16 protein-coding genes are annotated in these 18,783 nt (G+C 71.8%); 10 read left to right on the forward strand and 6 right to left on the reverse strand.

The window, feature by feature from the left end; translation table 11 throughout:
* Positions 1-957, forward strand: a 957-nt coding sequence (locus tag DCW30_RS36635; protein WP_479683387.1) for a PLL family lectin, incomplete at its 5' end; no start/stop codon positions are given.
* Positions 958-1,014: 57 nt separating this feature from the next.
* Here DCW30_RS36635 and DCW30_RS09185 read toward each other — a convergent pair.
* A complete protein-coding gene (locus DCW30_RS09185; RefSeq protein WP_076685801.1) occupies positions 1,015-4,263 on the reverse strand; it encodes an AAA family ATPase in 3,249 nt (1,082 codons plus the stop codon).
* 223 nt (positions 4,264-4,486) lie between these two features.
* The gene (locus tag DCW30_RS09190) at positions 4,487-5,416 is read right to left on the reverse strand and encodes an RNA polymerase sigma factor SigF (RefSeq protein WP_062778578.1); all 930 of its coding nucleotides are present in this window, start codon (positions 5,414-5,416) and stop codon (positions 4,487-4,489) included.
* A gap of 251 nt (positions 5,417-5,667) precedes the next feature.
* On the opposite strand from DCW30_RS09190, the gene DCW30_RS09195 reads away from it, so the two are divergent.
* The 4 genes from DCW30_RS09195 to DCW30_RS09210 all read left to right on the forward strand — a co-directional run bounded on the left by DCW30_RS09195 (position 5,668) and on the right by DCW30_RS09210 (position 8,884).
* The gene (locus tag DCW30_RS09195; protein WP_062778581.1) at positions 5,668-6,036 is read left to right on the forward strand and encodes an STAS domain-containing protein; all 369 of its coding nucleotides are present in this window, start codon (positions 5,668-5,670) and stop codon (positions 6,034-6,036) included.
* A 231-nt stretch (positions 6,037-6,267) separates the two neighbouring features.
* Positions 6,268-6,777, forward strand: a complete 510-nt coding sequence (locus tag DCW30_RS09200; protein WP_076685802.1) for an ATP-binding protein — start codon at positions 6,268-6,270, stop codon at positions 6,775-6,777.
* Positions 6,778-6,992: 215 nt separating this feature from the next.
* A complete protein-coding gene (locus DCW30_RS09205; RefSeq protein WP_076685803.1) occupies positions 6,993-7,739 on the forward strand; it encodes an LPXTG cell wall anchor domain-containing protein in 747 nt (248 codons plus the stop codon).
* Positions 7,740-7,789: 50 nt separating this feature from the next.
* Positions 7,790-8,884, forward strand: a complete 1,095-nt coding sequence (locus tag DCW30_RS09210) for a hypothetical protein (protein ID WP_076685804.1) — start codon at positions 7,790-7,792, stop codon at positions 8,882-8,884.
* Between the two features lie 26 nt (positions 8,885-8,910).
* Here DCW30_RS09210 and DCW30_RS09215 read toward each other — a convergent pair whose 3' ends face one another.
* A complete protein-coding gene (locus tag DCW30_RS09215) occupies positions 8,911-9,756 on the reverse strand; it encodes an alpha/beta hydrolase family protein (RefSeq protein WP_076685805.1) in 846 nt (281 codons plus the stop codon).
* A gap of 224 nt (positions 9,757-9,980) precedes the next feature.
* Positions 9,981-11,477, reverse strand: coding sequence for a peptide MFS transporter (locus DCW30_RS09220; protein ID WP_076685806.1), 1,497 nt, complete (start codon positions 11,475-11,477; stop codon positions 9,981-9,983).
* A gap of 469 nt (positions 11,478-11,946) precedes the next feature.
* Here DCW30_RS09220 and DCW30_RS09225 point away from each other — a divergent pair, with 469 nt between their 5' ends.
* Together DCW30_RS09225 and DCW30_RS09230 are read left to right on the forward strand one after the other, a co-directional pair.
* Positions 11,947-12,624: a response regulator transcription factor gene (locus DCW30_RS09225; protein ID WP_062778592.1), complete on the forward strand. Its 678-nt coding sequence runs from the start codon at positions 11,947-11,949 to the stop codon at positions 12,622-12,624.
* Between the two features lie 278 nt (positions 12,625-12,902).
* Positions 12,903-14,171 (forward strand): ATP-binding protein, encoded by a 1,269-nt coding sequence (locus DCW30_RS09230; protein WP_076685807.1) that lies wholly within the window; start codon positions 12,903-12,905, stop codon positions 14,169-14,171.
* A 36-nt stretch (positions 14,172-14,207) separates the two neighbouring features.
* Here the strand turns inward: DCW30_RS09230 and DCW30_RS09235 are convergent, their stop codons facing one another.
* The gene (locus tag DCW30_RS09235) at positions 14,208-14,723 is read right to left on the reverse strand and encodes a GtrA family protein (protein ID WP_076685808.1); all 516 of its coding nucleotides are present in this window, start codon (positions 14,721-14,723) and stop codon (positions 14,208-14,210) included.
* A gap of 177 nt (positions 14,724-14,900) precedes the next feature.
* Here DCW30_RS09235 and DCW30_RS09240 point away from each other — a divergent pair, with 177 nt between their 5' ends.
* Genes DCW30_RS09240 through DCW30_RS09250 form a run of 3 tightly spaced genes read left to right on the forward strand, consistent with a single transcriptional unit; the run spans position 14,901 to position 17,783 of the window.
* On the forward strand, positions 14,901-16,034 hold the full coding sequence (locus DCW30_RS09240; RefSeq protein WP_232627140.1) for a 5-(carboxyamino)imidazole ribonucleotide synthase: 1,134 nt from the start codon (positions 14,901-14,903) through the stop codon (positions 16,032-16,034).
* A complete protein-coding gene (gene purE, locus DCW30_RS09245) occupies positions 16,031-16,594 on the forward strand; it encodes a 5-(carboxyamino)imidazole ribonucleotide mutase (RefSeq protein ID WP_103557467.1) in 564 nt (187 codons plus the stop codon). The genes DCW30_RS09240 and purE overlap by 4 nt, the downstream gene beginning before the upstream one ends.
* 4 nt (positions 16,595-16,598) lie before the next feature.
* Positions 16,599-17,783, forward strand: coding sequence for a dipeptidase (locus tag DCW30_RS09250; RefSeq protein WP_076685809.1), 1,185 nt, complete (start codon positions 16,599-16,601; stop codon positions 17,781-17,783).
* 146 nt (positions 17,784-17,929) lie between these two features.
* Here the strand turns inward: DCW30_RS09250 and DCW30_RS09255 are convergent, their stop codons facing one another.
* Positions 17,930-18,778: a helix-turn-helix domain-containing protein gene (locus DCW30_RS09255; RefSeq protein ID WP_076685810.1), complete on the reverse strand. Its 849-nt coding sequence runs from the start codon at positions 18,776-18,778 to the stop codon at positions 17,930-17,932.
* Positions 18,779-18,783: the final 5 nt, after the last annotated feature.

Here is an 18,783-nt window from a genome sequence, read left to right on the forward strand (position 1 = left end):
CCGGACCGGCGGCAGCGGCTCGCGGTGGGGATGTCGGTGGACGGCCGTGTGGAGGTGTTCCATGCGGCGGTCGACCAGATCTATCACACGTATCAGCATGAGCCGGGGGGTGCGTGGTCGGGTTGGCGGGCGTTCGGCGGCCCGGCGTCGGCGACGGTCGCGCTGGCGGCGTCACCGGACGGCAGGTTGGAGTTGTTCGCCATGAACGGTGGGACGTTCATGCACCGGTATCAGGCGAAGGTGTCGGGGGAGTGGGCCGATTGGTATGCGTTCGGCGGGGGCGGGGACCATCTGGCGGTGTCCAGGAACCATGACGGTCGCCTTGAGGTGTTCGCTTCCAACGGCGGTGGTGTGCATCACCGTTGGCATGACACGCCGGGTGGGACGTGGCATGACTGGCGGCCGTTGGGTGGTCCTGCGGGTGCGCGGCTTGCGGCGGCTCCGGCGTCGGACGGGCGGATCGAGGTGTTCGCGATGAACGATGACATCTTCCGTCACACCTGTCAGACGGATCTGGTGGGGACGTGGCGGGAGTGGGTGGACTTCGGTCTGGGGGGTGAGCATCTGGCGGTGGCGAGGAACCGTGATGGTCGGTTGGAGGTCTTCGCGAGCAATGACTCGGGGGTGCATCACCGGTGGCAGAACGTTCCGGCCGGTGACTGGCACGACTGGCAGCCGCTGGGTGGTCCGGTGAGTGCGCGGCTTGCGGTGGTGGAGTCGCATGACGAGCGGATCGAGGTGTTCGCCATGAATGACGACGTCCTGCAGCACAACTACCAGGTGGACGCGTCGGGGGCGTGGCGCACCTGGCAGGACTTCGGCGGCGGAGGCTATTTCATCCGGGGGCTGCGCAATCGGGACGGCCGGCTGGAGATCTTCGCGAACAACCCCGGCGGTGTCCACCACCGCTGGCAGCACCAGCCGGGCAGCACCTGGCTCGACTGGCAACCGCTGTGATCCTGCCTCCGCACGGCAGGCCGTCGCGGACACCGCACCGGTGTCCGCGACGGCCGGTCACAGTTTCCAGCGGAGGTCCCGGTCGGGGGTGTAACGGCACATCGTCCCGGTGGAGAGGGTGCGGCGCAGGTGGGCCGCGAGGCCGGGGTGCCGCTGGTCCAGCTTGCGCAAGGTGTCACGGATGCGGCCGGTGACGTTCTTGCGGGCGCGCTCGCGCGAGTCGCCCAGGCGGCGGGGGCGGCCTCCGAGGCCCGCGCAGCGGCGGAGCTCCTCCAGCAGGTCCGCGCGCTCCTGGTCGTAGGCGGCCGCGCGGCGCTCGTCGCCCTGCTCGACCGCCCGGTCGATCTCCTCGTCCAGCCGCTCCAGATGACGTCGGTAGCGGGTGCGGGCCTCGTCGTCGAGCACGTCGTCGGCCCCCATGCCGTGCACGGTGGCGACGGTGTCGTCGTCCGGGTTCAGCAGCCGGACCGCCGCGATGTCCCGGCCGGGCAGGCCCAGCAGGCAGTGCAGGTCGCGCAGGCCCTTCGCGTCGGGCATGTGGACGGTGCGGCCCTCGTACGTCAGCCGCCACACCTCGCCGACGCGCCGGAACTCGTACGCGGCGGGCGCGTCGTCCGGGGCGGGGTGACCGGCGTCCGCATGACCGGCGCCGGCCGCACGCCCGCCGACCAGGTGCTCGACGCGGGCGAGGAGATGCGTCATGCCGAGCTCGTGCGCCTGTGACTCCGCCTCGCCGAGCAGGCCCGCCACGTGCCGCTCGTCGTGAGCGCCCCGCGCCACGATCGCGGCCGCCAGTTCGAGGCGGGACCGCAGCGACCAGGGCAGGGCGTGCAAGCGCTCGGCCGACCGGCACGCCTCGGTGAGATGGCGTACGGCCGCGTCCCAGCGCTGCCGCGCGGCGTCGAGGATGCCCAGCCAGAGCGTGGCCGGACCGCTGATGTCCCACCCGAAGAGGGAGACCAGCCACTGGCCGGTGTGCGGGACGAGCGCGGCGTGGGCGTTGTCGCACCACGCCGGGTCGCCCGACGCGGCGGCCGCCTGCGCCTGGTAGCGCAGCCACAGCGGGGTGACGCTGCGGTGGAGCACCGTGTCACCGCCCGCCCCCGCGCCGGGGCGGGGGACGGGCACGCCCCGGCACTCGCCCGCTTCCAGTTCGGCGAGGGCCTCGACGAGGTCGACGTACGGATGCTGCTGGGCCCGCAGCGTGCCGAGGAGCTGCCGCGCCTCGGTGAACCTGCCGCGCAGGACGAGCAGGCTCCAGCGGTGGTGGGAGACGAAGTAGTGGTAGTAGTTGGCGCCCGGGGTGCTCATCGACTCCGAGGCTTCGAGGAGTTCGGCCGCCTCGGCGAACCTGCCGGTCAGGGCGTGGACGATGCTGTGGTCGATCACGGAGTGCAGCCGCAGGCGGGCCGAGCCGTCGGCGGCGCCCAGGGCCACCATGGCGTGGAAGTCCTCCATGAACCGCGGGTCTCCCGCCTCCAGCGCGGCGACCCAGCGCATGGACATCGCCACGTGCTCCGTCCACCGGTCGCCCCGGCGCCGGGACACCGCGACGAGCTCGTCCGCCAGGGCCCGCCGGTCGCCCACCGTCCTAGGACCCCACTCCGACTGCAGCCGTGCCCAGAGGCCGATGTGCAGCGTGTCGTCGTCGCCCGCCGCGCGGGCCCCGGCGATCACACCGGCTGCCACGTGCCGGGCCAGGGAGGACTGCGACAGGGTCGGTCCGCCGCCGTCCCCCGCCGGCGCCGGTTGCCCGGCAGCGGCGCGTTGCTGTTCGTGGGCCCACCGCAGGGCGCGCGGCTTCAGCAGGGCCGTGTCACCGCGCCCGTCGGATCCGTACAGGGTCAGCGCCGTCCACCCCATCAGCAGGGGATCGTCCAGACCCCGCGCCAGGGTGGCGGTGTCGGCGTACACCCGCCAGGAGCGCTCATGCTCCCCGAGCATCTGGAGCGCCGTCCCGAAGTGCAGGCCGAGCAGCACCCGGCGGGCGGGGGCCGCGTCCCCGAGGCGGTCGAGGGCGCGCTCGTAGTGCCCGGCCGCTTCCTCGTGCGCCATGCGGTTCTCCGCGTGCCGCGCGGCGGCCAGCAGGAGGTCCACGGCCTCGTCGCGGTCCAGCTCCTCGAAGGCGAGGTGGGCGTGGCGGGCCAGTTCCACCGGAAGGGTCACGTCCCGCGCGTCCGCGGTGCCGCGCAGCGCGCGCACGGCGGCCGCGTGCAGTCGGCGTACGCGCCGGGAGTCCAGACCGCCGTACAGGGTCTCGCGCACGAGGTCGTGCGCGAAGAGCACGCTCTGGGCGGACCCCTCCCCGGAGGTCTCGCCCACCACGAGCCGCGCGCCCGCGGCCCGGTCCAGCCACCGGCGCACCTCTTCGAGCGGGGCGCCCATGACGCTCGCCAGGGTGTCGACGCGGAACCGCCGCCCGAGCACGGACGCGGCCCCCAGACAGCCGGCGACGGCACCGTCCAGCAGACGCAACCGCCGCCGCAGCGAGGCGTGCAGGCCCGGTGACATCCCGCTCACCTCGTGACCGCCGGCCCACAGGCGCGCTGTCTCCTGTACGAAGAAGGGGTTGCCGCCCGTCCGGTGCAGCACGTCGGCGACGAGCTCGCCGTCCGGTGCGCCGCCCGCCGTACGGCGCATCAGTTCGGCGACGTCGTCGGCGCCGAGGCCGGTGAGCGTGAGGGTCGTCGACCGGGCCGTCAGGGACCGGAACCGGTCGCGCAGGCAGTGGTCGGGCCGCTCGACCTCGGCGAGCCGGCACGTGGCCACGATCAGCACCCGTTCCAGCGACACGTGCTGGGCCGCGAACTCCAGGAGGGCGACCGACGCCGGGTCGGCCCAGTGCACGTCCTCCAGGACCACCAGGACGGGGCGGTGCTGCGCCGCGGTGACCAGCATGGTCGTGACCGCGTCGAACAGCTCGAACCGCCCCGGCTCCTCCGCCCCGCCGCCCCCGCCGTCCAGCAGCACCTGCCACACCACACCGGCGGCCTCCGACGCGGCCTCCCACGCCTCTGCCCGCAGGGACCTGCGCAGACCGCGTATGACCTGCGTCCAGGGCCAGTACCCCGGAGTGCCGTCGGCCCCCCAGCACGACCCGAGCAGCACGGCCATGTCCGCACGCCGCGCCTCGTGCACCGCGCGACCGACGAGAGCCGTCTTGCCGATCCCCGCCTCACCGGTGACCAGCAGCAGCCCGCCACGCCCCCCGCGGGCCCGCTCCAACTCGGCACGCAGCCCCCGCAGGAACTCCCCCCGCCCGAGCAGCCCCTGCCCGTCCCCGTCCTCCCCCGGCGCCACGCCCATGACCGCCCCCGCCCCAGCCCTCGCAACGCCCCCATCCGGCGGCAGCCGTTGCCTCACCGAAAAGCGTAGGGCGTGTTCGAAAACCGGATCAATTCGGCCAAAGGGGTGACCGGTGGACGTGGGCGGCGGGCGTCACGGGCGTGGGCGACAGCCGCAGGGCCCGCCCGTGGTCAGTGGTCGATCACGGGCGGGCCCTGCGGAGCCGGGCGAGGGGGAGTGCGGACTACTCCTCCACCGTCAGGCCCTTGCGAAGCTTGACGAGCGTGCGCGAGAGCAGGCGCGAGACGTGCATCTGCGATATGCCCAGCTCCTCGCCGATCTCGGACTGCGTCATGTTGGCGACGAAGCGGAGGGAGAGGATCTTCCGCTCGCGCGGCGGCAGTTCGGCGATCAGCGGCTTCAGCGACTCGACGTACTCGATGCCTTCGAGGCCGTGGTCCTCGTAGCCGATGCGGTCCGTGAGCGCGCCCTCGGAGTCGTCCTCCTCGGGCTGGGCGTCCAGGGAGCTCGCCGTGTAGGCGTTGGACGCGGCCATGCCCTCGATGACCTCGTCGTTGGTGATGCCGAGGCGGGTGGCGAGTTCGCTCACCGTGGGGGCGCGGTCGAGCTGCTGGGCGAGCTCGTCGCCCGCCTTGGCCAGGTCGAGCCGGAGCTCCTGCAGGCGGCGCGGGACGCGTACCGACCAGCTGGTGTCGCGGAAGAAGCGCTTGACCTCACCGACGATCGTCGGCATCGCGAACGTGGGGAACTCCACACCACGGCTGAGCTCGAAGCGGTCGATGGCCTTGATGAGGCCGATCGTGCCGACCTGGATGATGTCCTCCATCGGCTCGCTGCGGGAGCGGAACCGGGAGGCCGCGAACTTCACCAGGGCGAGGTTGAGTTCGACCAGGGTGTTGCGGACGTAAGCGTGTTCGTGCGTGCCTTCCTCAAGCGTCTCCAGACGCTCGAAGAGGGTCTTGGACAGGGCCCTCGCGTCCAGCGGCGCCACTTCGTCGAACGGCGGGATCTCGGGGAGGTCGCGCAGACCTCCGAGGGCGTCCTGAGCCTGGGCGGACTCATGGGCGGGGCCCGGGATCACGGTGGCGGAGTGGTGCGGCAGGGTTGTCGACGTCGCTTGGTCAGTATGCGATTCGTCGAGCCGGGGTGACATGGTGTCCTCCATCGTTCTCGGCATATGGCTGCCGATGCCAATACGTGCACTGCGGTGTGCGGCGCCTCCAAAGCCGTCCGTGTCGATTGCTGTCTCTTCTACCCCTACCCGCTTCCACTCTCCGGTCGCAAGTGCGTTCTGAGGTGAAATGTCCGAATTCTGGAGGATGTTCGGGTACCCCAAAGCGCGGTGAGGGCGTAATGTTCGGGGACGTCATCAACCAGGTACGACGGGGCGGAAGAGAGTTTCGGATGGACCGCGGCACGGTCGGCAGTGCGCACATGGGCCGGCTTCTGGTCGAAGTGAAGAAGACGGGGGCGAGTGCCGTCGTGACTCCGGCGGGTGAGCTGGACCACCACACCGCCGACGTCCTGCGGGAGCCGCTGGAAAGCTGCCTCGACGACGGTGTCACCAAGCTCGTGGTGGACTGCTCGCGTCTTGAGTTCTGCGATTCCACGGGACTCAACGTGCTGCTCGGGGCCCGGCTCAAGGCCGAGGCCGCAGGGGGTGGAATCCACCTGGCCGGGATGCTGCCAGTGGTGGCGCGGGTCTTCGAGATCACCGGCGCGGAGGCCGTCTTCACGGTCCACGAAACGCTCGACGCGGCACTGGCGGACTGAGTCCGCAGCGGTCCCGCGTGAAAGTTACGCACCAGTTGCCCCCATGTGATCAACGCGTTATAGGTGTCACATGGACCGTCCGGAATAAGTGGGTGTTCTCACGGTCCGGCCGGGCAGGAGAGACCTGAATCCGTCATCTGTCAGAACGGCAAGCAGCCGATGTCCCTACTCGTCCAGAGTCCTCTGCGTGGCCAGAGTCCTCAGTCCTCTTGTCGGTGAGGTGAAGCGCTGATGAGCACCACCCGGCCTTACTCGCCGGGCGACCGTGGCCCGGAGTCCGAGGCCGCTGTCGCGGACGCTTCCGCGGACCGTGCCTCCGGGGAGCCCGGCGCTCGCCAGGTCCGCAGTTTGAGTCTGAACGGGGCGAGCGGCATCGTCCCGCTGGCCCGTGACTACACGCGCGAGGCGCTGCATGCCTGGGGCTGGCTGCCCGCGGAGAGCGCCGAGCGGCGCGCCGCCGCCGAGGACGTGCTCCTCGTCGTCTCCGAGTTGGTCACCAACGCCTGCCTGCACGCCGAGGGCCCCGACGAGCTCTGGCTCTCCACCGACGGCAAAGTGCTGCGCATCGAGGTCTCCGACCGCGGCGCGGGGCAGCCCGCGCCCCGCACCCCGCACCGGGCGGGGCGGCCCGGCGGGCACGGCATGTTCATCGTCCAGCGGCTCTGCCTCGACTGGGGCGTGGTCCGCACGCCCGGGGCCTCGGGCAAGAAGGTCTGGGCGGAGATGGGCGCCCCCGCCTGAACCGCGGGCCCGCGAGTGCCCGCCGTGCCGCCCGGGGCCACGGCTGTTACCCACGGTTCGTTCGCGCGCCGGATCACCTGGATCCGGCGTGTCCTTTGTCTTCCCTCGGCAAGGTCACCGGCGTACCTTGAGCGCCCAATCTGATGTGCCGTCAGTAATTCAGCGTCACTCCGCACCGCGGCACGCCACGACGACCGGCATGAGGGGTATTCGAGGTGTCGTACAAGAAAACGGCCGCGCTCGCGCTCGCCACCGCCCTGGCCGGCGGCTCAGCGGTGCTGATGGCCGCCCCCGCCGCGCAGGCCACCGTGAGGGACGTCGACTACCAGTGCAAGACGCCGATCGGCGACAAGAGCGCCGTGTCGCCGATCGACATCAAGAGCGTCAAGAGCGGCAGCGCCCACAAGCTCACGATGACCTTCCAGAAGGGCGTCTCCTCCAGCCCCGTCGAGTTGGGCAAGGGCGCGATGGAGCCGAGCGCGGTGATCAGGCTGGGCGGCGCGGAGAGCGGCACGGTGAAGGTGTCGGGGCCGACGAACACCGAGGCGATCCCCGCGAACACCCCGATCAAGATCAGTGACCTCTCGGGCACGTACACGCCGAAGAAGAGCGGCAAGGTCACCTTCACGGCCGGGGTCCTCACGATCAAGGCCCTCGGGACGACGACCACGTGCACGCCGTCCAACAGCCCGAAGCCGTCCCTCGAACTCACCGTCAAGGGCGGCGGCGGTTCCGACGGCGCGGACCCCGGCCCCGACCCGGGCTCCGACGCCGGCGCGAACGGCGGCGCCGACGCCTCCGGCGGCTCCGAGAGCGCCCCCTCCGGCGGCGGAGAGCTGCCGCAGACCGGACCCGCGGACTCCGCCGTCGCGCTCGGCACCCTCGGCGGCACCGTGCTGCTCGCGGGCGCGGCCGGCGCGCTCTGGCTGACCCGCAGGAACCAGGCGGCGCGCTCGCGCTAGCCCCGGCGCGCACCGCCGCAAGGACCTCGCGAGCAGACCAGGAGCCGCCGATGCCGCCGAAGCCGTCCACGCCGCCCCTCGCGCGGACCGCGCCACGCGCCGTCGCGGCCCTCGTCGTCCTCGCGCTGCTCGGCCTCGGCTGTGCGCTGCTGCCGGGCTCCGTCGCCTCGGCGGCCGACGGGCCGACCGTGCGGCTCTCGGCGGCGCAGGCGGGCCAGGGCGGCTCGGTCACCGTCAAGGGCGCCGGGTGGCGGCCCGGCGCCCTGCTGATGGTGCTGATCTGCGGGCGGTCGAAACCCGGCAGGGGGGTGGTCGGCGGCACCGACTCCTGCGCCAACGCCGAAGGGCGCGCCGTGACCACCGGCAAGGACGGGGCCTTCAGCAAGAAGCTCCCGGTGGCCGAGCCGCCCGTGCCCTGCCCCTGTGTCGTCCGCGTCGCCACGGTGACGGGCGCGAAGGAGCGGGCGGACGCCGCGTTCAGGGTCGCGGGCCACCCGGTGAAGCCGCTGCCGAAGGGAGCCACGGGCGGCCGGCTCGCGGTCCTCGGCGGCACCCGGCTCGAAGGCTCCAGTGGGCTGCTGACCTGGTTCGGCGCCCCGCCGCAGCGCAAGCTCGTCCTCACGGTCGGCAACACCGGCTCGGAGCCCGTCGAGGACCCGGTCTTCCGGATCGGTGCCTCCCACGGCGTCTTCGCCCCGGAGTGGGAGGAACAGCGCTGGCAGGGGACCGTGGCGCCGGGCGGGAAGGCGCGGATCGAGCTGCCGGTGGAGCTCACGGGGGGTGCGCACGGCGACTACCTGGTCTCCCTGCGCTTCGGCGGCGAGGTCCTCGCCGAGCAGCCGTGGGACGTGGGCCGGCCCTGGGGCGTCACCGTGTTCTGGCTGCTGCTGTGCGTGGTCGTGCCGGCGGCCCTGTTCCGGGTCGGCATGGTGATCGTCGACCGGCTCAGGCCGCCGCGCCGGGAGGCGTCGGCCCGGCGGCGGCGCAGGCCCCCGTCGGGGGTGAGCAGGGGCAGGCACGGCGCGGGCGGCAGGGGCCTGGGAGCCGCCCTGCCCTGGTTCACGCCCGACGCGGCCCCGCCGGCCCCCGCGGGCAGCCGCGCGCCGAGCCCCCACGACGCGCGGCGGACGCCCGACGAGAACTAGGCACGGCCGGGAACCGGGTACGGGAGCTAGGCCCGTCCCCGCAGCCATTCCAGGACGTTCTTGGCCACGCCCGGTGCCTTGAGCAGCCGCCCCCCGTGGGCGGAGCCCGGGACCGTGCGGGCCAGCACGTCCCGCTGCCCCGCCCTTCGCAGGGCCCCTGCCAGGTCGGTGGAGTGGGCCCGCGGCACGAAGTCCCCGGCCGAGTGGACCAGGAGCTGCGGCGCGTCGCCGCGCGAGGCGTGGGAGGCCGCCGTGAGGTCCGTCCAGCGAGCCCAGCAGCGGCGCGCGTCAGGGTCGGGACGGCAGCCCGCGAGGCGCTGTGCGGCCCCGCGGAGCGCCCGGCGGTCCGCGGGGGCCCCGGGGACGCCGCCGTCCCGCCACGCGCGGTAGGGGGAGGCCACGGGGGAGAGCGCGGCGACCGCGCGGACCCGTGAGCCGCCCGTCCCGTACGTGGCCGCCTGCACGGCCAGGTGGCCGCCCGCCGACGAGCCGAGCACGAGGGGGCGCTCGCCGCCCTCCCTGGCGCGGACCCACCGCAGGGCGGCGAGGACGTCCTGGCGCTGCGCGGGCCAGGCCGCGTCGGAGGTCAGCCGGTAGTCGGTGTCGTAGACGGCGAAGCCCCGGGCGGCGAACCACCGCGCCCAGCCGCTCCAGTCGGTGTCCCGCGCCCATGAGCCGCCGTGCAGGATCACCAGGGCGGGGCGCCGAGAGGGCTCGCCCCCGTACACGGTGATGGTCTGGCGGGCGTGCTGGCCGTACGAGAAGACGCGGCCGGAGGGCGGGGCGGGGGCAGGGCCCGGGGCCGCTTCGGCGGTGACGCCGGGCGACAGCAGGGCCGCGCAGAGGGCGACGACGGGCAGGGTGCGGCGCATGGGCCAGATGTTCCACCCGGGACGGCGGCCATGGGCAGGGAAACGCCTCCGCGTCACCGCCCTGGGTGAGCGGGTGGGCTGTTGTTCGTGCGAATGGACCTTCTGGAGGCCGACGGCGCGGCGCGGAGAGCGGGAGCGGGTATGGCAAGAGGGCCGCCGCACCCGGCGGTGCGGCGGCCCTCTCTCACTGTTCCCGCGGCGCTAGGAGGCCGCGGCGGACGAGGTCAGTTGACCGAGCCCATCAGTTCCTTGACCTTCTTGCGGGACGTCCAGATGCCGAAGCCCGCGATGACCGCGATGATCGCCTCGACGGCGACCGCGCCGCTGTTGTTGAGATCCACGTTGAGCTGCGGGGACGTCAGCAGACCCGTCACCGAGTCGCCCGCGGTGACCGCGAGGAACCAGACACCCATCATCTGGGCGCTGTACTTCTCCGGGGCCATCTTCGTGGTGAGCGACAGGCCGACCGGGGAGAGGCACAGCTCGCCGACGGTCTGGATGAAGTAGATCGCGACCAGCCACATCGGGCTGACCTTGCCGCCGTTGTTGGCGGTGTCGATCAGCGGGATGAGGAAGACGGCGAAGGAGATGCCGATCAGCGTGAGGCTGGAGGCGAACTTGACGGCCGTGCTCGGCTCCTTGCCCCGCTTGTTCAGCCACAGCCACGCCGAGGCGACCACGGGGGCGAGCGCCATGATGAAGATCGGGTTCAGCGACTGGTACCACGAGGTCGGGAAGTCGAACCCGAGCAGGTTGTTCGTCGTCGAGCCCTTGCCGAAGATCGACAGGGTGGAGCCGTTCTGGTCGTAGATCATCCAGAAGACGGCGGCGACCACGAAGAACCAGATGTAGCCCGACAGCTTCGACTGCTCCAGCGTCGAGAGCTCCTTGTCGCGCTTCATGCGGGCGAGGACCGCGACGGGGATGACCAGACCGGCGATGATCAGCGGCATCAGCGCCCAGTCGGCGAAGTTCCCGGTGACGCCCATCAGCGTGTAGAGCGCGGCGGCGACGATCAGCCAGATCAGACCGGTGCGCAGGGCCGAGCGGCGCTGCTCGTCCGTGGCGGGCTGGGAGATCACGCTGGACTGCTCGCTCAGGTGGCGCGAGCCGAGCAGGAACTGGGCGAGGCCCAGCGCCATGCCGACCGCGGCGAGCGCGAAGCCGAAGTGCCAGTTCACGTTCTCGCCGACGGTGCCGATGGTCAGCGGGGCGAGGAAGGCGCCGAGGTTGATGCCGATGTAGAAGAGCGTGAAGCCGCCGTCACGGCGCGGGTCCTGCGGGCCCTTGTAGAGGTGGCCGACCATCACGGAGATGTTGGCCTTCAGCAGACCCGAGCCGAGCGCGACGAGCGCGAGGCCGGCGAAGAAGGAGGCCGAGCTCGGCAGCGCGAGCGTGATGTGGCCGAGGATGACGACGGAGGCGCCGATGACGACCGTCTTGCGGGGACCCCAGAAGCGGTCCGCCATCCAGCCGCCGGGCATGGCGAGCAGGTAGACCATCGACATGTAGACGGAGTAGATCGCGGTCGCGGTGGTGGCACTCATGTCCATGCCGCCGGGCGCGATCAGGTACAGCGGGAGCAGTGCCTTCATGCCGTAGAAGCTGTAACGCTCCCACATCTCGGTCATGAAGAGTGTGGCCAGTCCGCGGGGGTGGCCGAAGAAGGTCTTCTCGGAGCCAGGGGTGCTGGCGGAGTCCTTCGTCAGGCTGGACGCCATGGGTCGATCCTCGTGGGTTCGGGACGCGCGACAGAGCGTGAGCGCGCCCGGTGGGGGGCGGTCGGCACCGGTTCCGCACACCCCGTCCCCACGCCCGGGGGAGGGTTCACCCCCATGCACGGGGGAGGGGATGGGCAGACTCCGGGATCCACACCCTGGCGCTTCGTCACGCGCAGGGCCCGACCACAGGTCATTCCTTTCGAGGCCGGCCAGAGCCGGCCCGCACACAAAAGGACCCAAGGCCGCACAGTGGGCCAAAGGTCCTTGAGTAGTGCATCAGGCGTTGAGTCACCTTACGACACGCCAGGGGTGCATATGGAAGGACTTGAGAGATGGATCACAGGTTTCACTGCAACCAACGGCACACATTCAAAGGTGATTCTCAGGATCGCGCCGCATAGCCGCAGGGTCCGATCCCCACTGTGCGATCACCACACAGCCGTTGTCCACCGCGGACTACCATCACCCCATGACCCGTGTACTGCTCGCCGAGGACGACGCGTCCATCTCGGAGCCGCTGGCCCGCGCCCTGCGCAGGGAGGGTTACGAGGTCGAAGTGCGCGAGGACGGCCCGACCGCCCTCGACGCCGGGCTCCAGGGAAGCGTCGATCTGGTCGTACTGGACCTGGGGCTGCCCGGCATGGATGGCCTGGAGGTCGCCCGCCGCCTGCGCGCCGACGGGCTCACGGTGCCGGTCCTCATCCTGACGGCGCGCGCCGACGAGGTGGACACCGTCGTCGGCCTCGACGCGGGCGCCGACGACTACGTGACCAAGCCCTTCCGCCTCGCCGAGCTGCTCGCCCGGGTCCGGGCCCTGCTCCGGCGCGGCGCGAGCGAGCTGAAGGAGACGCCGGCCACGCACGGCGTGCGCATCGACGTCGAGTCGCACCGCGCCTGGATGGGCGAGGACGAACTCCAGCTCACGGCGAAGGAGTTCGACCTGCTGCGGGTCCTCGTGCGCGACGCCGGGCGCGTCGTCACGCGGGACCAGCTGATGCGGGAGGTCTGGGACACGACGTGGTGGTCCTCCACGAAGACCCTGGACATGCACATCTCCTGGCTCCGCAAGAAGCTGGGCGACGACGCGGCGAACCCGCGGTACATCGCCACCGTGCGCGGTGTGGGCTTCCGCTTCGAGAAGAGCTGAGTCTCGCCGGGGGCGTCGGAACGTGCCCCCCGGGGCGCGGGGCTGCGCGAGCGGTCGGCGTGCGCCTGCGGGGCCGGTGGCGGCGACCCTGCGGCCCCGCGGCCCCGCAGGCGCGTCTGCCATCGACCCGCCGTTCGCGCCTGCGGGTCGGTTCGGGTTGTGCGCGCAGTTCCCCGCGCCCCTGGTGGGTTAGCCGTCGTCCGCGTCTGCGGGGCGTCTCGGGTTGTGCGCGTCGTTCCCCGCGCCCCTGTGGGGCTTCGATCCGGGACACTGGGGGGATGCGTCGCCGACTGATCAACAGCACCCTCGCCGTCGTCCTCGTGGTCATCGCGGTGTTCGGCGTCAGCCTGGTCATCGTGGAGACCCGCACGATCAGCAGCAGCGCCCAGGAGCGGGTCGACTCCGAGGCGCTCCGGCTGGCCGGGATCGTGGACAGCCGCCTCATCAGCGATGAGCGCATCACCGCCGCGATCCTCCGCGACCAGATCGCCACCGAGCGCTACGCCCGCATCGACATCCCCGGCCGCGAGCCGATCGAGATCGGCACCCGCCCCAAGGGCGACGTGATCAGTTCGAGCGCCCCCGGCGAGCAGGGCGAGAAGGTCACCGTCCAGGAGCCCCGCGCCGCCATCACCCGCGAGGTCGGCCGCACCCTGCTGATCATCGCCGCCGTGGCGCTGCTCGCCATCGTCGCGGCGGTGCTGCTCGCCGTGCGCCAGGCCAACCGCCTGGCCTCCCCGCTCACCGACCTCGCCGAGACCGCCGAGCGCCTCGGCTCCGGCGACTCCCGGCCGCGCCACAAGCGGTACGGCGTGCCCGAGCTGGACCGCGTGGCCGACGTGCTGGACTCCTCCGCCGAGCGGATCGGCCGGATGCTGACCGCCGAGCGGCGGCTGGCCGCCGACGCCTCGCACCAGCTGCGCACCCCGCTCACGGCGCTGTCCATGCGCCTGGAGGAGATCACCGTCACCGACGAGCTGGACACGGTCAAGGAGGAGGCGACGATCGCGCTGGCCCAGGTCGAGCGGCTCACCGACGTCGTGGAGCGGCTGCTCACCAACAGCCGCGACCCCCGCACCGGCTCCGCCGTCGCCTTCGACCTGGACGAGGTGATCAAGCAGCAGCTGGAGGAGTGGCGCCCGGCCTACCGCAGCGCGGGCCGCGCCATCGTCAGCTCCGGCAAGCGGCACCTGGAGGCCGTGGGCACGCCGGGCGCGGTCGCCCAGGTCCTCGCGGCGCTGATCGAGAACTCCCTGATGCACGGTGGCGGCACGGTCGCCCTGCGCACCCGCGTCACCGGCAACCAGGCGGTCATCGAGGTCACGGACGAGGGCCCCGGCGTGCCGCACGACCTCGGGGCGCGGATCTTCGAGCGGACCATCAGCGGCCGCAACTCGACGGGCATCGGCCTCGCCGTGGCCAGGGACCTGGCCGAGGCGGACGGGGGCCGCCTGGAGATGCTCCAGACGAAGCCGCCGGTGTTCGGCCTGTTCCTGTCGCGTACGCCGGCGTCGAGCAAGGAGGCGTCGGCCGACACCGTCAGGTGAGGGCCGGGGGCGGCCGCACGGCCGAGGGGGAAGGCCTCAGCTCGCGCGGCGCACCACGGGCCGTTCGTCCTGCCGCGGCTCCTCCAGGAACGATTCAGCGTGGGCCACGGGGTCGCGCACGGGCAGCGCCTTGAAGACCCAGGTGCGGTAGGACCAGAAGCGGAAGAGGGTCGCGATGCCCATGCCGAGGAACTTGAAGAAGTTGGCCTGGAGCCTGCCGTCCCAGCCGAACCAGTACGTCGCGGCGTAGAGCACGCCGTTCTCGATGACCAGGCCGACCGCGCTGAACAGCAGGAACAGCGTCATCTCCTTGGTGCGACCGGTCTTGTCACGGTCCCTGTACGTGAAGTAACGGAACCCCACGTAGTTGAAGACGATCGCGACGAGCGTGGCGATCACGCTCGCCCGGACCACGTGCAGGTCGGTGACGTGCCGCACGAGGTTGAAGACGCCGAAGTTGACCAGCGTGCCGACCGCTCCCACGGCCCCGAACTTGGCGATCTCGCGCGTGAGCCGGTCCACGCGCTCCCGCAGTATGCCCCGGTCCGTCATGGTCGTCGCCCCAGCCCCCGTCGGTCGTACCGCACGTTCCGTGCCGGTCTCGTACGCGCCGACGGATTGGTGTTTCGGTCGTGTCGACCCAGCCATGCTAACCAGCGCCCGATCCCGGCGCGCGGGGTGGCCGAGACCGGCCGATACCCTGGGGGTGTGACGTTCCCGGTAGTCGGCATGGTCGGCGGCGGTCAGCTCGCCCGCATGACCCACGAGGCGGGCATCCCCCTCGGCCTGAAATTCAAGCTCCTCAGTGACACCCCGCAGGATTCCGCGGCGCAGGTCGTCGGCGAAGTCGTCATCGGCGACTATCGCGACCTCGACACGCTGCGTGACTTCGCGCGGGGCTGCGACGTGATCACCTTCGATCACGAACACGTACCCACCGAGCATCTCCGGGCCCTGGAGGCGGACGGCATCCCCGTCCGCCCGGGGCCCGACGCGTTGGTGCACGCCCAGGACAAGGGCGTGATGCGCGAGCGGCTCACGGCGCTCGGCGTGCCGTGTCCGCGCCACCGGATCGTGGAGGACCCGGCCGACGTGGCCGCCTTCGCGGCCGAGGGCGCGACGGACGGCGGCGACGGGTTCCCCGTGATCCTCAAGACGGTGCGTGGCGGATACGACGGGAAGGGGGTGTGGTTCGTCCGCGGCGTCGAGGACGCCGAGGAGCCCTTCCGGGCCGGTGTCCCGGTGCTCGCCGAGGAGAAGGTCGACTTCGTGCGCGAACTGGCGGCGAACGTCGTCCGCTCCCCGCACGGCCAGGCCGTCGCCTACCCCGTCGTCGAGTCCCGGCAGGTCGACGGTGTGTGCGACACGGTGATCGCCCCGGCGCCCGGTCTCGGCGAGGATCTCGCGGGCCAGGCGCAGGAGTTGGCGCTGCGCGTCGCCAAGGAGCTGGGCGTGGTCGGCCACCTCGCGGTCGAGCTGTTCGAGACGCCGGACGGACGCATCCTCGTCAACGAACTGGCGATGCGTCCGCACAACTCCGGCCACTGGACGCAGGACGGCGCCATCACCTCGCAGTTCGCCAACCACGTACGCGCGGTGCTCGACCTGCCGCTCGGCGACCCGCGCCCGCGCGCCGAGTGGACCGTCATGGTCAACGTCCTCGGCGGGGACTACCCCGACATGTACTCCGCGTACCTGCACTGCATGGCCCGCGACCCGCAGCTCAAGATCCACATGTACGGCAAGGACGTGAAGCCCGGCCGCAAGGTCGGACACGTCAACACCTACGGCGACGACCTGGACGAGGTCCTCGACCGCGCCCGTCACGCAGCCGGCTACCTCAGAGGAACGATCACCGAATGAGCTCCCCTGTCATTGGCATCGTGATGGGCTCCGACTCGGACTGGCCCGTCATGGAGGCCGCTGCCAAGGCCCTCGACGAGTTCGAGATCCCCTACGAGGTCGACGTCGTCTCCGCCCACCGCATGCCGCACGAGATGATCGCGTACGGCGAGCAGGCGGCGGACCGCGGCCTGAAGGCGATCATCGCGGGCGCCGGCGGCGCCGCCCACCTGCCCGGCATGCTGGCGTCGGTGACCCCGCTGCCGGTGATCGGCGTGCCCGTGCCGCTGAAGTACCTCGACGGCATGGACAGCCTCCTGTCCATCGTGCAGATGCCGGCGGGCGTCCCCGTGGCGACCGTCTCGGTCGGCGGCGCGCGCAACGCGGGCCTGCTCGCGGCCCGCATGCTCGCCGCGCACGACTCCGAACTCCTCGGCCGCATGCGGGAGTTCCAGCAGGAGCTGAACGAACAGGCCACGGAGAAGGGCAAGCGGCTGCGGACCAAGGTCGAGGGCGCGGGCTCCGGCTTCGGCTTCGGTTCGGGTTCCGGCTCCGGTTCCGGCTTCGGCTCGGGGCGGTGAGCGCATGACCTCCCTCGACGAAGCGCGGGCGCTCCTCGCCGACCACCCCGTGGTCGACGGGCACAACGACCTGCCGTGGGCCCTGCGCGAGAAGGCGGGCTACGACATCGACCGCCTCGACATCGCCGCCGACCAGACGGGCGCCCTGCACACGGACATCGCCCGGCTGCGCGCGGGCGGCGTCGGCGCGCAGTTCTGGTCGGTGTACGTGCGCACCGACCTGACCGGCGACGCGGCGGTGAGCGCCACCCTCGAACAGATCGACTGCGTCGAGCGGCTGCTCACCCGCTACCCCGCCGACCTGGTCCGCGCGCTGACGGCGGCGGACATGGAGGAGGCCCGCTCCCAGGGCCGCATCGCCTCGCTGATGGGCGCCGAGGGCGGTCACTCCATCAACAACTCGCTGGCCACGCTGCGGGCGCTGCACACGCTCGGCGTGCGCTACATGACGCTCACGCACAACGACAACATCGCGTGGGCGGACTCGGCGACGGACGAGCCCGGCGTCGGTGGCCTCTCGCCCTTCGGCCACGAGGTCGTGCGGGAGATGAACCGCACCGGCATGCTGGTCGACCTCTCCCATGTGGCGGCCACGACGATGCGGGCGGCCCTGGACACGTCCGTGGCGCCGGTGATCTTCTCCCACTCGTCCTCGCGCGCGGTCTGCGACCACCCGCGCAACATCCCGGACGACGTCCTGGAGCGGCTGCCCGCCAACGGCGGCGTGGCGATGGCGACCTTCGTCCCGAAGTTCGTCCTCCAGGCGGCGGTCGACTGGACCGTGGCCGCCGACGAGAACATGCGCGCCCACGGCTTCCACCACCTCGACACCACCCCCGAGGCCATGAAGGTCCACGCGGCCTTCGAGGAGTCGCACCCCCGTCCGGTCGCCACGGCGGCCACGGTCGCCGACCACCTGGACCACATGCGCGAGGTGGCGGGCATCGACCACATCGGCATCGGCGGCGACTACGACGGCACGGCCTTCACCCCGGACGGCCTCGACGACGTGGCGGGCTACCCGAACCTGATCGCGGAACTCCTCGACCGCGGCTGGTCGAAGCCGGACCTCGCGAAGCTGACGTGGCGGAACGCGGTCCGCGTCCTGGGCGCGGCCGAGGACGTGGCCCGCGAGGAGCAGTCCCGCAGGGGCCCGTCGATCGCGACGCTGGAACAGCTCGACGGCTAGCCACCGCTCACACCGATGGGGCGCCGCCCGACCGGACGGCGCCCCATCGGCGTGTGGTCGGCTGCCGGCTGCGGCAGGTTCCGCGCCATGACGAGGCGCTGGACCGGTTCATGCCCTCGTAGATGTGCTGGGGTCTGCGTTGCTGGTCAACCCAGAGATGCCACCGCGTCCGCGATGAGGGAGCGCGCTGCCGCGCCTCGCGCCGCCCCCTGCGAGAGACGTTCAAAGGCGCGGGTGTACAGCTCGACCTGACTGGGTTGTGTGAGAGTGGACGCAGCGTCCAACGTGTCTGCGTGCACCCGGCTGTCATCGAAGATCGTGAAGGTGGGCATGGGCCACACGGCCCGTTGCTCCGAGAACGGGACGATGCCCACGGCGACGTTCTGAAGGTCCATGACCCCGAGCAGGTGGCCGAGCTGCGCCGCCATAGTTTCAGCTGTGCACAGTCGGTACCGCAGGACCGACTCCTCCAACACGAAGGAGAACCGGCGCCCGCCCATTTTCAGCACCTCGTTACGCCGTATCCGAGCGGCCACAGCCTCGGTCACGTCGTCCGGTGTTCCTCGGAAGTCCGCGATGGAGGACAGCAAGGCGGAGGCGTACCCCGGCGTCTGAAGGAAGCCAGGAATCACGTCGGATACGTACACACGGAACGTCTTAGTGTGGAGGTATAGGTGACCGGTGCTCTCTTGGAGCCGCCGGAGGCCGGTCCGCTGGAGTCGCTTCCACTCCACATGCGCTTCGGCAGACTGCCGGTTGGCCGCGATCAGGTCCTGTACCTGGTCCCCGGCAGCACAGGCCCGGCACCACGCCCGGATATCGGTATCGGACGGGGGCGTCTTGGCGTTCTCGATCCGGGACGACTTCGACTCGGACCAACCGCACCTGACGGCCAGCTCCCGCCCGCTGATCCCCGCGTCTTTCCGGATCTCGCGCAGTCGGCCGGCCAGGACTTCGCGGGCCTTCTGAACGCGTGAAGAGGGGTGCGGGGGCATGGAGC

The sequence above is a fragment of the Streptomyces alfalfae genome (assembly GCF_004127445.1).
Taxonomy (GTDB): Bacteria; Actinomycetota; Actinomycetes; order Streptomycetales; family Streptomycetaceae; genus Streptomyces; species Streptomyces alfalfae.

Excerpts from the sequence above, each read along its gene's own strand:
- DCW30_RS09215 (WP_076685805.1), bottom strand. The coding sequence starts at position 9,756 with ATGCGCCGCACCCTGCCCGTCGTCGCCCTCTGCGCGGCCCTGCTGTCG.
- DCW30_RS09210 (WP_076685804.1), top strand. The coding sequence starts at position 7,790 with ATGCCGCCGAAGCCGTCCACGCCGCCCCTCGCGCGGACCGCGCCACGC.
- DCW30_RS09255 (WP_076685810.1), bottom strand. The coding sequence starts at position 18,778 with ATGCCCCCGCACCCCTCTTCACGCGTTCAGAAGGCCCGCGAAGTCCTG.
- DCW30_RS09240 (WP_232627140.1), top strand. The coding sequence starts at position 14,901 with ATGGTCGGCGGCGGTCAGCTCGCCCGCATGACCCACGAGGCGGGCATC.
- DCW30_RS09225 (WP_062778592.1), top strand. The coding sequence starts at position 11,947 with ATGACCCGTGTACTGCTCGCCGAGGACGACGCGTCCATCTCGGAGCCG.
- DCW30_RS09200 (WP_076685802.1), top strand. The coding sequence starts at position 6,268 with ATGAGCACCACCCGGCCTTACTCGCCGGGCGACCGTGGCCCGGAGTCC.
- purE (WP_103557467.1), top strand. The coding sequence starts at position 16,031 with ATGAGCTCCCCTGTCATTGGCATCGTGATGGGCTCCGACTCGGACTGG.
- DCW30_RS09220 (WP_076685806.1), bottom strand. The coding sequence starts at position 11,477 with ATGGCGTCCAGCCTGACGAAGGACTCCGCCAGCACCCCTGGCTCCGAG.
- DCW30_RS09195 (WP_062778581.1), top strand. The coding sequence starts at position 5,668 with ATGGACCGCGGCACGGTCGGCAGTGCGCACATGGGCCGGCTTCTGGTC.
- DCW30_RS09230 (WP_076685807.1), top strand. The coding sequence starts at position 12,903 with ATGCGTCGCCGACTGATCAACAGCACCCTCGCCGTCGTCCTCGTGGTC.
- DCW30_RS09250 (WP_076685809.1), top strand. The coding sequence starts at position 16,599 with ATGACCTCCCTCGACGAAGCGCGGGCGCTCCTCGCCGACCACCCCGTG.
- DCW30_RS09235 (WP_076685808.1), bottom strand. The coding sequence starts at position 14,723 with ATGACGGACCGGGGCATACTGCGGGAGCGCGTGGACCGGCTCACGCGC.
- DCW30_RS09190 (WP_062778578.1), bottom strand. The coding sequence starts at position 5,416 with ATGTCACCCCGGCTCGACGAATCGCATACTGACCAAGCGACGTCGACA.
- DCW30_RS09185 (WP_076685801.1), bottom strand. The coding sequence starts at position 4,263 with ATGGGCGTGGCGCCGGGGGAGGACGGGGACGGGCAGGGGCTGCTCGGG.